14 protein-coding genes are annotated in these 13,437 nt (G+C 65.1%); 7 read left to right on the forward strand and 7 right to left on the reverse strand.

What is annotated here, in order from left to right:
• Positions 1–2: 2 nt before the first annotated feature.
• A complete protein-coding gene (locus VGM20_08305) occupies positions 3–1,040 on the reverse strand; it encodes a hypothetical protein (GenBank protein HEY4100863.1) in 1,038 nt (345 codons plus the stop codon).
• A 195-nt stretch (positions 1,041–1,235) separates the two neighbouring features.
• Between VGM20_08305 and VGM20_08310 the strand changes: the two genes are divergently transcribed.
• Both VGM20_08310 and groL read left to right on the forward strand, forming a co-directional pair.
• Positions 1,236–1,544 (forward strand): co-chaperone GroES, encoded by a 309-nt coding sequence (locus VGM20_08310; protein HEY4100864.1) that lies wholly within the window; start codon positions 1,236–1,238, stop codon positions 1,542–1,544.
• A gap of 30 nt (positions 1,545–1,574) precedes the next feature.
• Positions 1,575–3,209 (forward strand): chaperonin GroEL, encoded by a 1,635-nt coding sequence (gene groL, locus VGM20_08315; protein HEY4100865.1) that lies wholly within the window; start codon positions 1,575–1,577, stop codon positions 3,207–3,209.
• 155 nt (positions 3,210–3,364) lie between these two features.
• Here groL and VGM20_08320 read toward each other — a convergent pair whose 3' ends face one another.
• Positions 3,365–3,838, reverse strand: a complete 474-nt coding sequence (locus VGM20_08320) for a hypothetical protein (protein HEY4100866.1) — start codon at positions 3,836–3,838, stop codon at positions 3,365–3,367.
• Between the two features lie 147 nt (positions 3,839–3,985).
• On the opposite strand from VGM20_08320, the gene VGM20_08325 reads away from it, so the two are divergent.
• Genes VGM20_08325 through VGM20_08335 form a run of 3 tightly spaced genes read left to right on the forward strand, consistent with a single transcriptional unit; the run spans position 3,986 to position 7,503 of the window.
• Positions 3,986–5,674, forward strand: a complete 1,689-nt coding sequence (locus VGM20_08325) for a M28 family metallopeptidase (GenBank protein ID HEY4100867.1) — start codon at positions 3,986–3,988, stop codon at positions 5,672–5,674.
• A gap of 6 nt (positions 5,675–5,680) precedes the next feature.
• The gene (locus VGM20_08330) at positions 5,681–7,096 is read left to right on the forward strand and encodes an MATE family efflux transporter (protein HEY4100868.1); all 1,416 of its coding nucleotides are present in this window, start codon (positions 5,681–5,683) and stop codon (positions 7,094–7,096) included.
• A gap of 32 nt (positions 7,097–7,128) precedes the next feature.
• Complete coding sequence (locus VGM20_08335; GenBank protein ID HEY4100869.1) at positions 7,129–7,503, forward strand: hypothetical protein; 375 nt, start codon at positions 7,129–7,131, stop codon at positions 7,501–7,503.
• Positions 7,504–7,512: 9 nt separating this feature from the next.
• Here the strand turns inward: VGM20_08335 and VGM20_08340 are convergent, their stop codons facing one another.
• From VGM20_08340 to VGM20_08360, 5 genes are all read right to left on the reverse strand, one after another.
• The gene (locus tag VGM20_08340; protein ID HEY4100870.1) at positions 7,513–8,004 is read right to left on the reverse strand and encodes a DinB family protein; all 492 of its coding nucleotides are present in this window, start codon (positions 8,002–8,004) and stop codon (positions 7,513–7,515) included.
• Positions 8,005–8,116: 112 nt separating this feature from the next.
• The gene (locus tag VGM20_08345) at positions 8,117–8,914 is read right to left on the reverse strand and encodes an MBL fold metallo-hydrolase (GenBank protein HEY4100871.1); all 798 of its coding nucleotides are present in this window, start codon (positions 8,912–8,914) and stop codon (positions 8,117–8,119) included.
• Positions 8,905–10,068: a putative sugar nucleotidyl transferase gene (locus VGM20_08350; protein HEY4100872.1), complete on the reverse strand. Its 1,164-nt coding sequence runs from the start codon at positions 10,066–10,068 to the stop codon at positions 8,905–8,907. Before VGM20_08350 ends, VGM20_08345 begins: the two co-directional genes overlap by 10 nt.
• A gap of 1 nt (position 10,069) precedes the next feature.
• Positions 10,070–11,098: a sugar phosphate nucleotidyltransferase gene (locus VGM20_08355; GenBank protein HEY4100873.1), complete on the reverse strand. Its 1,029-nt coding sequence runs from the start codon at positions 11,096–11,098 to the stop codon at positions 10,070–10,072.
• Between the two features lie 14 nt (positions 11,099–11,112).
• Positions 11,113–11,466, reverse strand: coding sequence for a roadblock/LC7 domain-containing protein (locus VGM20_08360; protein HEY4100874.1), 354 nt, complete (start codon positions 11,464–11,466; stop codon positions 11,113–11,115).
• 111 nt (positions 11,467–11,577) lie between these two features.
• Here VGM20_08360 and VGM20_08365 point away from each other — a divergent pair, with 111 nt between their 5' ends.
• Together VGM20_08365 and serS are read left to right on the forward strand one after the other, a co-directional pair.
• Positions 11,578–12,129 carry a hypothetical protein gene (locus VGM20_08365; GenBank protein ID HEY4100875.1) on the forward strand — a complete coding sequence of 184 codons (552 nt, stop codon included), beginning with the start codon at positions 11,578–11,580 and terminating at the stop codon, positions 12,127–12,129.
• A gap of 4 nt (positions 12,130–12,133) precedes the next feature.
• Positions 12,134–13,417 carry a serine--tRNA ligase gene (gene serS, locus VGM20_08370; GenBank protein HEY4100876.1) on the forward strand — a complete coding sequence of 428 codons (1,284 nt, stop codon included), beginning with the start codon at positions 12,134–12,136 and terminating at the stop codon, positions 13,415–13,417.
• Positions 13,418–13,437 lie beyond the last annotated feature (20 nt).

A 13,437-nucleotide genomic window follows, 5' to 3' on the forward strand; every position in this document is an offset into this window, starting at 1 on the left:
CGCTACTCCTTCTGCTGCGGGATCTCTCCCATCCCGACAAGCCGGGCAACATCCTTCTTCCAATCGGCGTCGCCGGTGTTGAGCGCCGGCCACCGATCGGGATGGTCAGGAACGTAGAGGAGCGCCATGTGCAGCATCGCCCCTTTCTCGATCGACTTCCCGGTCGGATTGTTGTAGGTCCCCACCAGACGGTAGCGATGCGAGTCCTGCAGCCGGATCCCGTCGCCGGTGATCCCCGGCAAGGTTCGCTCGACCGATTCGATATACCCCTTCGGCGCCAGCTTGATCTGCAGGTTGACGACCTGCTTCGGCTTCGACGAATCGGTGACATCCTGAAGCATCAGCCCGGTGGCGAAATCGTGCGCGTGCCCGCCGGCGCCGATGATCCGGCCGCTCAACGGGAGCGAGAAGTCGCGATGCCATGAGGTATGGCCGGCCGGGAGATCGAAGTCGACATCCTGGCCAACAGGGTTCATCACGTCGAGGTAGACCGGAAGGACGCTGACCGGCTTCGGCACCAGGTTGGTGGGGGAATACTCCACTGTCATCTCGAATGACACGCCCTTGATCATGTTGGCACTGTGATTGTGCCACATCACCAGCGCCGCCATCGGCATCCCGGTCGTGACCGGAATCCCCACGGTTGCCGGGACGCGAATGTCCTCGGTCTCCTCGCCCATCGCGATCATCCGTTCGGGGATCGCGTAGAAAAGCTGCCGCCGCCCGAAATTCACCACGTTGATGTGGTGGACCAGCTTGCGCGAGAGCGGCTTGCCGTCGGCGTCGACGATCCGCAGGCGCACGCCGCGAACCCACCCCGTCACCGGCCAGGTGAATCGGAGCAGCGATGAGCTCTGCATCTTCATCATCCCCATCGGCATTCCCGGCATCTCGTCGGTGGCCGGCGCGATGTCGTACTGCCCGCCGATCAGTGTCACGGTGTGCTGCGAGCTGTTCACCCGGACGATCAGTCCGTGCTCGACTGATGCCGGGGGATGAACGGGACCGGCGAGGGCAAACAGGAGGGGCAGGGCGAGCATCGACGCACCTTCGAATCGGGGTGGAGTGGAATGGCGCGAACGCGACGCGAAAATATATCCCGGTCCGGCGGAGGTCCGGCTTGACAGTCTCGTCGCCATCACTACGTTTGGGCCCGGTAGCAGTCGAATGCTACGACTGCCAACTCATTGCAATATCGTTACTTACCGTACACCGTTCAAGTTGGAGGTTGTGACATGGCTGGCGCCAGCAAGAGCAAGCACAAGCTCACCCCCTTGGAAGACCGCGTGGTCATCCTTCCCACCGAAGAGGCCGAATCGATGCGCGGTGGCCTCTACATCCCCGACACTGCCAAGGAAAAGCCGACCCAGGGCGAAATCATCGCCGTCGGTCCGGGCCGCTTCGAGAAGGGCGCGCGGGTTCCGCTCGATCTCAAGGTCGGCGACAAGGTGATCTACGGAAAATACAGCGGCACGCCGTTCACGATTGAAGGCGACGAGGTCATGATCATCAAGGCCTCCGACGTTCTCGCCAAGCTCGGTTGATCCACACCTACTGATCCGGAGAGAGAAGCAATGGCTGCAAAGGAATTGATGTTCAACGTGGACGCGCGGGCGAAGCTCAAGAAGGGCGTCGACGCGCTTGCCGAGGCGGTCAAGGTGACCCTCGGCCCCAAGGGCCGGAATGTCGTCATCGACAAGAAGTTCGGCTCGCCCACTGTCACCAAGGACGGCGTCACCGTCGCCAAGGAAGTCGAGCTCGCCGATCCGATCGAGAACATGGGCGCGCAGATGGTGAAGGAAGTCGCCACCAAGACCAGCGATCTCGCTGGCGACGGCACCACCACCGCGACGGTCCTGGCGCAGGCGATCTTCCGCGAAGGGCTGAAGAACGTCACCGCCGGTGCCAACCCGATGGAACTGAAGCGCGGCATCGACAAGGCGGTCGAGGCGCTGGTGAACGAACTGAAGGCGCTGTCGGTCCCGACCAGCGGCAAGAAGGACATCGCCCAGGTCGGCACCATTTCCGCCAACAACGACTCCGAGATCGGCAAGCTCATCGCCGAGGCGATGGAGAAGGTCGGCAAGGAAGGGGTCATCACGGTGGAGGAGGCGAAGGGGCTCGCCACCGAGCTCGACACCGTCGAGGGGATGCAGTTCGACCGCGGCTATCTCTCGCCGTACTTCGTCACCGATCCCGAGGCGATGGAGGCGGTGCTCGAGTCGCCGTACATCCTGATCCACGACAAGAAGATCTCGTCGATGAAGGAACTCCTCCCGGTGCTGGAGAAGGTTGCCCAGTCGGGGAAGCCGCTCCTCATCATCGCCGAGGATGTCGAAGGGGAGGCGCTCGCGACGCTGGTCGTCAACAAGCTGCGCGGCACCCTCAAGGTCGCCGCGGTCAAGGCGCCAGGGTTTGGTGATCGCCGCAAGGAGATGCTCCGCGACATCGCGATCCTCACCGAAGGCCAGACGATCTCGGAAGAAGTCGGCTTCAAGCTCGAGAACGCGACCCTCAACGAGCTCGGTCAGGCGAAGCGCGTGGTGATCGACAAGGACAACACCACCATCGTCGACGGCAAGGGGAAGAAGGATTCGATCCAGGGGCGGATCGCCGAGATCCGTGCCGCGATCGACAAGAGCACGTCGGATTACGACAAGGAGAAGCTGCAGGAGCGGCTGGCGAAGCTTGCCGGCGGCGTCGCGGTGATCCACGTCGGTGCGGCGACCGAGACCGAGATGAAGGAGAAGAAGGCTCGCGTCGAGGACGCGCTGCACGCCACGCGCGCGGCGGTCGAAGAGGGAATCGTCCCCGGCGGCGGTGTGGCACTGATCCGCTGCCAGTCGGTGCTCGACCGCGTCAAGGCGAGCGGTGACGAGAAGATCGGCGTCGACATCATCCGTCGCGCCATCGAGGAGCCGATCCGCGCCATTGCGATCAACGCCGGTGTCGAAGGGTCGATCGTCCTCGCCAAGGTCAAGGAGTCGAAGGACAAGGCCTTTGGCTACAACGCCGCGACCGATGAGTACGAAGACATGATGAAGGCCGGCGTCATCGATCCGACCAAGGTGACGCGGACCGCGCTGCAGAACGCGGCGTCGATCGCGTCGCTGCTGCTTACCACTGAGTGCGTGGTGGTGGAGCGGAAGGAAGACAAGCCGGCGACGCCGATGGCGGGCGGTGGTGGCGGCATGGGCGGGATGTACTGATCAGCCCGACGGGCTGATCAGTATCCCGCTCGTCCCGAGCGCAGCGAGGAAGGCGAGAAGAGCCGAAGGATCGCTTCGCCTGCGTTGAAGGCGCAACATACAAAGGGCCCCGTCGAATCGACGGGGCCCTTTGTGTACTTATCCGGGCGATAGTCCTACTTCCACGTCGTGAACGAGATGCTGATGTTGTGATCGCCCTCCACGGCGGTCTTGGTCAGCTGAACCTCGGCGTAGTGATTCTGGTCGGTGTGGACGCAGAAGTAGAGGCCGAGCGGGGCACCGATCAACTCATAGGACGTGGACCCGTATGTCGCCGCGGCGCACGCTGCGTAGTTCGGAGCTGCAGTCCCCATCACAGCGAATCGACTGGTGTCGACCACGCTGAGTTGGTCGACGTCACCCGACACCGATTCATTCCAGATGTCTCCATCGGCAAACGTTTCGGACGTCTGCACCGTCCCGGCATCGAGGTCGGCATCGTATGTCGCCGGTATGTCGAGCGTTCCCGAAAGCAGGATGTCGTGAGGAGTGTTGTCGGTGCCGCCGGTCATGTCATCGGAGCTGCATGCCGCGAGGCATATGGCGAGTCCGACGGCGAGCACGATCCGCTTGCTGAGGGCAGGTAGCACGAGGTCTCCCGGTGACAGGTTCTCAGTCCCGGCGAGTATCGGCCTCGGGACCGGGATCGTGAATGAGCGACCGCTCGTCGGCCTCAGGATTGGCGCCGGCACACCCTCAAGCTTTCTTTCCGCTCCGCCCTTCCAGGGAGTGGTTTCGTGCCTCGATCGACTCGCATCGTCCCGGCCGTCGTCCTCATCGTCGCCGGCTGCCACGGCGGCATCACCGGACCCTCCGCGGCCGAGGTCACGTCAGCGGGATCGGCGATTACCGCGCCTGGACTTCTGGCGTCGATCAAGGACCTGTCGGATGACTCGATGCTCGGCCGAGCTCCTGGCGGCCCCGCCGAGGCGAAAGTGGTCCGGTACATCACTGGCCAGTACCAGGCGATCGGGTTGCAGCCCGGCAATCCCGACGGCAGCTGGACACAGAACGTCGACCTGCTGGGATTCACCGCCCAGCCGACGGCGTCGTTTGCCGTTCACGGCCGCACGATCCCGTTAGTCAATCATCGTGATTACGTCGCCTATTCGTACCGGCCGGTCGACACGGTCAACGTCGACAACTCGGAGATCGTCTTCGTCGGATACGGCGTCGTCGCGCCCGAGTATGGCTGGGACGACTACAAGGGCGTCGACGTGAAGGGGAAGACGATCGTGATGCTGATCAACGATCCGCCGGTCCCCGATCCGAAGGACAGCACGCAACTCGATAGCACGATGTTCCGCGGCAAGGCGATGACCTATTACGGCCGCTGGACCTACAAGTACGACATCGCGACGCAGAAGGGCGCGGCGGCGGCGATCATCGTCCACCAGACGATTCCGGCGGCATATGGGTGGGATGTGGTCGATCACAGCAATTCGCACGAGAACATGGACGTGCGGCACGCCGACAGCAACCGGACGCGGGTCGCGGTGCAATCGTGGCTCACCTACGACAAGGCGAAGGAACTGTTCAAGGCTGCGGGGAAGGACTTTGACGCGCTGGAACGAAGTGCGCGCAGCAAGGATTTCCATCCGGTCGACCTCGGCGCCACGGCAACGTTCCATCTCACGAATTCGATCCGCGAGGTGCACTCCCACAACATCGTCGCGAAACTCGAGGGAAGTGATCCGAAGCTCCAGAACGAGTACGTCATCTACTCCGCGCACTGGGACCACTTGGGCATCGTCGAGCCAATCAAGGGCGATTCGATCGCCAATGGCGCGATCGACAACGCGTCGGGAGTGGCGGGGATGCTCGCCATCGCGAAGGCGTATCGTTCCCTCGGGACGAAGCCGCGCCGTTCGATTCTCTTCATCGCGACCACTGCCGAGGAAAAGGGGCTTCTCGGCGCGCGGTACTACGCCGAAAATCCGCTCTATCCGCTGAACCGGACGGTCGCCGACTTCAACATCGATGGGCTCAACCAGTGGGGGAGAACCAGCGACGTCACCGTCATCGGCAAGGGGGCGTCGACTCTTGAAGAGGTGCTGGACAGTGTTGCCACGGCCGAACATCGGACCCTCTCACCCGACCCCGAAAGCGACAAGGGGTTCTACTACCGCGCCGATCATTTCGAATTTGCCAAGCAGGGAGTGCCGGCGCTCTTTCTCGACAATGGCGTTCACTATCTCGGCAAGCCGGACGACTACAGCAAGACGAAGCGTGACGAGTACACCAACAACGACTATCACAACGTCACCGACGAGGTAAAGCCGGACTGGGATCTCAGTGGTGCCGTCGACGATCTCGGCATGTTCTTTCAGGCCGGCGTGCGCGTCGCGGACGGACCAAGCTGGCCGACGTGGCACGCCGGGAACGAGTTCAAGGCGATCCGCGACAAGATGCTCGGGGCGCACTAGCCGCCGATGACCGAAGCGCTCGAACCAGTCCCGGCAACGGCGACCGCCTGGTCGACGATTCGCGAAGCGTTGCGCGGATCGCACCAGGATTTTACCGAGGGGCCGATCGGCCGCGCGGTGGTGCTCCTCGCCATTCCGATGGTCCTGGAAATGGTGATGGAGAGCATCTTCGCCGTCACCGACATGTTCTTCGTGTCGCGGCTCGGTGCCGACTCGGTCGCGGCGGTCGGCCTCACCGAATCGGTGCTGTCGCTCGTCTACGCGATCGCGATGGGCCTCTCGATGGGCGTCACCGCGCTCGTGGCGCGCCGCATCGGCGAGAAGGATCACGCCGCCGCGTCACGGAGCGCGGCCCAGGGAATCATGCTTGGCGGATCGATGGCGCTGGTCCTTGGCGTGGCGGGCGTCATCTTCGCGCCCAACCTGCTGCGCATCATGGGTGCTTCGCAGGCTGTGATCGGCGCGGGAAGTGGTTACACCCGAGTCATTCTCGGTGGCGACGCCACCGTCGTTCTCCTCTTCGTGCTCAACGCCGCATTTCGTGGCGCCGGCGATCCGAGCATCGCAATGCGGGTGCTGTGGATCGCCAACGGGATCAACATCATCCTCGGCCCGTGCCTGATCTTTGGTGTTGGTCCATTTCCGCACCTTGGAGTGACCGGCGCCGCGGTCGCGACGACGATCGGGCGCGGGACCGGTGCGATCCTGGCGTTCTCCGCGATGCTGCGGCCGGGTGGCCGCCTGCGGGTGCGGCTCCGCCAGTTCATTCCCGACAGCCACCTCCTGCGCCAGCTCGTGACGCTCGGGTCGTCTGCGTCGCTACAGTTTCTTGTCGGCACCGCAAGCTGGATCGGGCTGACCCGATTGCTCGCGACCTTCGGCAGCGAGGCCGTCGCGGGCTACACCGTGGCGCTGCGGATGGTGATCTTCGCGATCCTTCCGGCATGGGGACTCGCCAACGCCGCCGCGACGATGGTGGGGCAGGGACTCGGCGCCGGCAAACCGGACCGTGCAGAAGGCGCGGTCTGGACCGCCTGCCGGTACAACTTCGCCTTCCTCACGCTCCTCGGCATCATTTTCCTCGTCGCGGCACCGGTGCTGGCCGGGCTCTTCGGCCACGACCCGGTGATGACCCGCTATGCCGTGCGCTGCCTGCGGATTATCGCCCTCGGCTTCCCGCTCTATGCGTTCGGAATGGTCCTGACCCAGGCGTTCAACGGTGCCGGTGACACCTGGACGCCGACCTGGCTCAACTTTCTGATCTTCTGGTGCTGGGAAATTCCCCTGGCATGGGTACTGGCGAAACCGCTCGGCATCGGCAGCGACGGCGCATTCATCGCGATTGCGGTGGCGTTCTCGACGCTGGCAGGCGCGTCGACGATCATCTTCCGCCGTGGCACGTGGAAGGCGGCGGTGGTGTAGTTTCCTGCCGATCAATTCCCCGGGAGCGTGGTGTGGTTCGTGGAATCGTCCCCCTGCTGGTTGCTCAATTCGTGCTTGCGCCGCCGATGCAACATCCGCCCGCGATCACCGGAACGTGGCGCGTCGATGCCGGCACCGACACGAAGAATGGTCCGCGTGAAGTGATCATCCGCGCGGACTCGTCGGCGTCGTGGGGGAAGGAGACGGTGCGGTGGCGGCTCAACAACGATCGGATTTCGATCGTGCTCGGCGGCGAATGGGAGACCTACAAGCTCAAGGTCCGCGACAATGCGCTGACTCTTTCGGGAGGCGATCTCCAGAAATCGGTGACCTTGAAGCGCGTCGGTCCTCCAACGCCGCGTCCCGCCGGCGCCCGGATTCCGCCTGACCCGGATGCCGGCGGCTGACCAGCGCAACTACATGAACGGATTCTCATCGGCCGTCGGCCCGTACACTGACGGCAGCGGTACGTCGAGCATTCGGAGATAGACGAGCAGCTGGCCGCGATGGTGGTACCAGTGGTTGAACATCAGCGCGCGCACCAACGCGATCCGCGGCGCGGCGATCACATCCTTCCCGCCAACGCTCATCGTCCAGATGAAGTTTGCGCGCTCCGGCGTCAGTCCGCTGATCATCGTCCGGGCCGTTGCCACGCTGCCGTCAAGCGCGTTGAACATCTCGGCCTGGCTCGTTGCCTCGGGCTGCGTGAACGCGGGTGGCGTGATGGAATCCGGCGTCAGCAGTCCCGCGAGCGCGCCCGGTATGGACGCCGTGTGCAGGCCAAGCTGGCCGAGCGAGTAAGACTTGGGATGCGGCTTCCACGAGAGCTTTCCCTCGGGAATACGCTCAAGCACGCGACGGGTCGTTTGCGCTTCGGTGTCGAGCTCCGTCAGGAGCGGATCGGTCATCGGATTCACTGGTGGTCCTTGGATGAAGGGTCGCAGGAAGGCATACCCCAGGGCGGATCGGCGTCAAGCGAATCCGGGTCACAAACTCGTCAACAATTGTGGAGCGGGCTGGTCAGGCAAAGAGCGTTCGCTGCGCCGGACCGATGATCCGCAGTGCAGTCATCGGACCATCCTGCACCGCAACGATGATGTCGCCGCGATACCCGCGCGCCGCAAGCGCAGGCTCGATCACCGCTCGCAATGCACCGTCGCTATTGCACCGCTGACTCACATGGGCCAGCACCACGACGGCGAGCTCCTCGTGGTGGATCTCGTCGAGGAGCCGGGCGGCATCGGCGTTCGACAAGTGTCCGCCGGGGCCGGCAATCCGCTGCTGCACCACGATCGGGTACCCGCTGGTTCGCAGCATCGTCTCGTCGTGGTTGGCTTCGAGAATCAGGCAATGGCGGTCGCGGAGAAACCAGCGCACCGCCTGGGTCGGGCGCCCCAGGTCGTAGGCCGCGCCGATCGACACGCCATCGGCGATCACGCCGATCGCAATCGGTTCCGCAGCGTCGTGCGAGGTCGGGCAGGCGCTGACCGCGAACGGTCCTACGGTCGCCGTCGCGGCGGTGCCGAGCGGGATGAAGTCGCACGATTCGCCGCTGCGGCGGAGTGCAGTCCAGGTGCCGAGCGATGTGAGGACGGGAACGTCATGCCGCGCGGCGAGCTTCACCGTGCCCATCGCGTGGTCGCCGTGTTCGTGCGTCACGGCAATTCCGGCGATGGCCGCGGGGGCGAGACCGGCGGCTTCCATGCGACGTTCGATCTCTCGCGGCGAGAATCCGGCATCGATGAGGAGAATCGCGCCACCACTCTGCAGCGCAAACGCATTTCCCTTCGAACCGGACCCGAGAACGGTCAGATGCATCGCTGATGCAGCGCGCGGAGCGACCGCTCCATCTCGGCGTCAACCGCGACGTCACGGCGCGGCAGGATCCGTCGTGCCATCTCGACGAACTGATCGGCCCCGATCATGGTACCCGACTCACCACCCCACGCGAACGGCGCGGTGTATTTGGCCGCTCTGACACCATCGAACAGGTTTGCCCCGGCGCCGATCACTGCTCCGGTCGGTAGCAACGTTCCGATGGCGGTCCTGGCGTGGTCGCCGATCAATGATCCGAGATTGGCGCGCCCGGTCTCGATCCGCTCGCCGTCGATATCGAGGCGGACCGGCCCGTAGGTGTTCTTGAGATTGGACGTGATCGTGCCGGCGCCAAGATTGACCCATTCGCCGATGACCGAGTGCCCGACGAATCCGTCGTGACTCTTGTTGGCAAATCCCGAAAAGACCGATGTGCTGATCTCGCCGTGCAGCCTGCAGTGCGGTCCGGCGCTCACGTGCCGCAGCTGGCCGCCGACGATGAACGTCCCCTCGCCGATCCACATCGGCCCTTCGAGCCGGCTGCCGCTTCTCACCTGCACGCCGCGCTCGAGGATGATGGCGCCCTTTCGCACGTCGAGCGTCACGCCCGGTTCGATCTCGGCGCCGTGCAACGCGACCGCGGCGGCGTTACCGATCACCGTCACACCGTCCGGAATCGACGACGTGGTCTCCGCCAACGCCGCCACGGTGTCGGCAAAGAGGAAGAGCTCGAGTGCCGTGATGAGGTCATGGGCGCCGGCGAGCTGCCGCCCTTCGACCACGAGTCCGTCGCCTTGCTCGAACGGACCGGTCCACCGCTGGCCCGGATCGAGCCGCCACGCCACGGTGCGACCGCCGTGCAGCAACCGTCGCGCTCCGCCAAGGGGCCGCATCGGCAACTTCGGCGCGAAGGTCGCGTCGGCGACCCATGCCGGGCCGACGAGGGTGTCGGCGGCAACGAGCGGTGGCCCGTGAAGCTGGTAATGCCCGGTGGCATGCGGCGCCACGATGCCCGCGGCGCGTGCGTTGAGGGCCTGGCTCCAGCGTTCGCGCAACCGCCACATGCCGGCGCGCAGCTCGCTCAGCGGTGTTGCGCGCGCGAACGGCATCCATGCCGCGCCGGGTGCTTCGGGTTCGAGCAGGAAGAGGGAAGTCATGCTATTGCAGCTCGCGCACGTCGGGGGGAAGCGCGTCGAGCGTCCGCTTGAGGTCGGGCGCGCGCGGCCGGTCGAGGACCAGGGTGCGGTCATTGGCGTGCACCACGACGAGATCGCGCACGCCACTCAGTACCATTGGAGATCCGTCGTTCCAGACGATGCAGTCACTGCAATCGACCAGCGTGACGCGACCGTGGGTCACGTTGCCGCGGCGGTCCCGTGGCCGTACCCGCGCCAGTGCTTCCCAGGTGCCGATATCATCCCAGGCGAAATCGCCCGGGACGACGGCGACGGCAGCGCTCCGCTCGAAGACGCCCACGTCGATCGACACTTCGCGCACGTCGCGGAAGAAACCGGCGATGTCACCGGCGTCGAGGCGGTCGAGATATGGGGCGATTTCGTCGGTATGGGCCATCACTTCATGGCGCAGGTCGTCGGCACGCCAGGCGAAGAGTCCGGAATTCCAGAGCGCCCCGTCCGCCATGAGATCGAGCGCCTTGGCGGCGTCGGGCTTTTCGACAAACCGCCCCACCGCGCGCGCCGCAGAGTCGAGTCGTTCGCCCGGGACGATATATCCGAAGCCGGTCTCAGGGCGAGACGGAACGATCCCGACCGTCACCAGCCGCCGATGGCGCGATGCCGTATCCAGCGCAGTGGCTGCCGTGGCGACGAACGCCGCCGGATCGCGGACGATCCAGTCGGCGTGCATCGAGACGACCGTGGCGTCGGGGTCACGACGGGCCGCTTCGAGCGTGGCCCAGACGAGCGCCGGCCCGGTCGATGCCGCCCGCGGTTCCACCAGGTAGTTCTCGGCCGGCAATGCCAGCCTCTCCGCCAGGCGCGCGGCGAGCGACGCCCCGGAAACGACCAGGATCCGTTCCGGCGGGATGAACCCCGCCAGCCGATCGACGGCATCTTCCGCGCTCGACCGCGGACCTGCCAGGGGGAGGAGCTGCTTCGGGCGGGACGGCGAGGAGAGGGGCCAGAATCTGGTCCCGGAGCCGCCGGCGAGCAGGATCGCCCATTGCACCGGTCAGTGACCTGTCACAGGAGCGGCGCAAGCGCCGGCGCGTGGCGGCGCAAGTCGTAGAGCAAGGTGCCGAGGTCGCCGTCGGGAGCCGCAAGCACCAGCAGGTTGGCCCCGGACGGGAGTCGCTGGATGACGAAGGTTCCGGTGGCGCTCTCCGTGACCGCGAGATGCAGCTCGCCATGCTGCGCGGCGCGGGCAAGTGCCGCGAGAGTCCGCCCGGCGCTGGTGGTCAGCGCAGCCAGCTCTTCGGCATCGAATTGTTCGGAGAGGGACGACTCGACCACCAGCCCGTCATCGCTTACCACGACGGCGGCGGCAACATCGGCCCGGTCGGCGAGCGCCATCAGGACGGATCGAAGAGGCTGCATCTGATCGGCTCCCGAATGGCGTGAGGACGCGAAGCTAGGGCGCCAACCGCGGCGAAGTCAAGCAACGGCACCGGGTTGCCGCGATCTGGCGAGCGGTCTAACCTTCTCAGCATGGGCGGACGCTTTGCACTCCTTCTGGGAATCGTCGTCGTCGCGGGATGCGACGCCAATCAGCTGGCGCCCGCGACGATCGTGAACCAGGCCGACACGGTCACGATGGGCGCCCTGACCGGCGCCGCGCTGCGATTCCCGTCGGCATTTGACGTGACCGTCGGTGAGCCGGTGCGAACCGACCAGACCTCGTCGTTCGATTTCATCTACGACATCGACTCGACTGGCCGGCATCTGTTCATCCCGCTGCACGCCCTGCCGGACCTTGGCAGCGCGACCGGTGTCAATCCCGGCTTTCTCCGCGAGACCGGCTCGTTCGATCAGCTGACCAACGCACCCTCCGACCCCTATCAGACGACCGATTCGCTCGTCATCGCGCCGGGTGATCTCTTTTACGTGCGGTCGCGCATCGCATGTTACCTCAGTGTTCCCCAGTACGCCAAGATCCAGGTCATCGATTTCGACGATGTCGCGAAGACCGTCCGCCTCGAAGTCATGGCGGACATCAATTGCGGCTACAAGAATCTGCAACCCGGCATTCCCGCAAACTGATTCGATGATCGACGTTCGCCGCGTCCGCCACGATCCAGACGCCGCGCGGGCCGCCTTGGCACGTCGACGCGATCCGGTTGCGATCGCACAACTTGATCAGGTGATCGAACTCGACACGCGGCGCCGCGAACTCGTCACCGGCGTCGAGCAGTTGCAGGCGCGCCGGAACGCGCAGTCCGGCGAAGTGGCGCAGCGGAAGAAGAATCACGCTGCCGCGGACGATCTGCTCGCCGAGCTCAAGCAATCGGGCGAGGAAGTCCGTGCCCTCGAGGCGGACCTCAAGGACGTCGAGGCACTCCTCGACGAACATCTGCTCAACGTTCCCAATTTTCTGCTTGCGCATGTGCCGGATGGCGAGGCCGATGCCAATCGCGTGGTGCGTACGTGGGGAACGCCGCCGCATCACGATTTTGCGCCCAGGCCGCACTGGGAACTGGGAGCCGCGCTCGGTCTCTTCGATCTGCCGCGGGGGGCAAAGCTCGCCGGGTCGGGCTTTCCGCTGTTCACCGGTGCCGGCGCGAGGCTGGTTCGAGCGCTCGCCAATTTCATGCTCGACCTGCACACCCGCGAGCACGGCTACCTCGAAGTGCAACCACCGTACCTCGTGAATCGCGCGTCTCTCACCGGCACCGGGCAGCTGCCGAAATTCGAGGACGATCTCTACCGCACTACCGGCGACGACCTCTTTCTCATTCCCACCGCCGAGGTCCCGGTCACGAACATCTATCGGGACGAGATCCTCGACGCCGCCACGCTGCCGGTCGCGATGGTGGCGTACACGCCGTGCTTCCGGCGGGAAGCGGGGGCGCACGGCAAGGACACGCGCGGTCTGATCCGGGTGCATCAGTTCGACAAGGTCGAGCTGGTCCGGCTGACGGCGCCGGACGCGAGTGACGATGAGCATCAACGACTGACCGGCCACGCCGAGACGGTGTTGCAGCGCCTGGGGCTGCCGTATCGGGTATTGGAACTGGCGTCAGGCGATACCGGCTTCCACAGCGCGTGCACCTTCGATCTCGAGGTGTGGTCTGCCGGCGTCGGTGCATGGCTCGAGGTGTCGAGCGCGAGCACGTTTACCGATTTCCAGGCACGGCGGGCCAATATCCGGTATCGGCCGTCGCCGACCGCAAAACCGGAATTCGTGCATACGTTGAATGCGTCGGGGGTCGCGCTGCCGCGCGTGATCGTGGCGCTCCTCGAGAATGGCCAGCAGGCCGACGGCTCGGTCGTCCTTCCTCAACCGCTGGTCCCCTATGTCGGGACCGATCTCCTCACCTCCGCGTCGTAGCGACAGGCTTCAGCGCCTTG

The organism is Gemmatimonadales bacterium (genome assembly GCA_036500345.1).
Classification (GTDB): domain Bacteria; phylum Gemmatimonadota; class Gemmatimonadetes; order Gemmatimonadales; family GWC2-71-9; genus Palsa-1233.

Coding starts and splice junctions, on each gene's coding strand:
- VGM20_08330 (HEY4100868.1), top strand. CDS start 5,681: ATGACCGAAGCGCTCGAACCAGTCCCGGCAACGGCGACCGCCTGGTCG.
- VGM20_08360 (HEY4100874.1), bottom strand. CDS start 11,466: ATGCAGCCTCTTCGATCCGTCCTGATGGCGCTCGCCGACCGGGCCGAT.
- serS (HEY4100876.1), top strand. CDS start 12,134: ATGATCGACGTTCGCCGCGTCCGCCACGATCCAGACGCCGCGCGGGCC.
- groL (HEY4100865.1), top strand. CDS start 1,575: ATGGCTGCAAAGGAATTGATGTTCAACGTGGACGCGCGGGCGAAGCTC.
- VGM20_08350 (HEY4100872.1), bottom strand. CDS start 10,068: ATGACTTCCCTCTTCCTGCTCGAACCCGAAGCACCCGGCGCGGCATGG.
- VGM20_08305 (HEY4100863.1), bottom strand. CDS start 1,040: ATGCTCGCCCTGCCCCTCCTGTTTGCCCTCGCCGGTCCCGTTCATCCC.
- VGM20_08340 (HEY4100870.1), bottom strand. CDS start 8,004: ATGACCGATCCGCTCCTGACGGAGCTCGACACCGAAGCGCAAACGACC.
- VGM20_08345 (HEY4100871.1), bottom strand. CDS start 8,914: ATGCATCTGACCGTTCTCGGGTCCGGTTCGAAGGGAAATGCGTTTGCG.
- VGM20_08365 (HEY4100875.1), top strand. CDS start 11,578: ATGGGCGGACGCTTTGCACTCCTTCTGGGAATCGTCGTCGTCGCGGGA.
- VGM20_08310 (HEY4100864.1), top strand. CDS start 1,236: ATGGCTGGCGCCAGCAAGAGCAAGCACAAGCTCACCCCCTTGGAAGAC.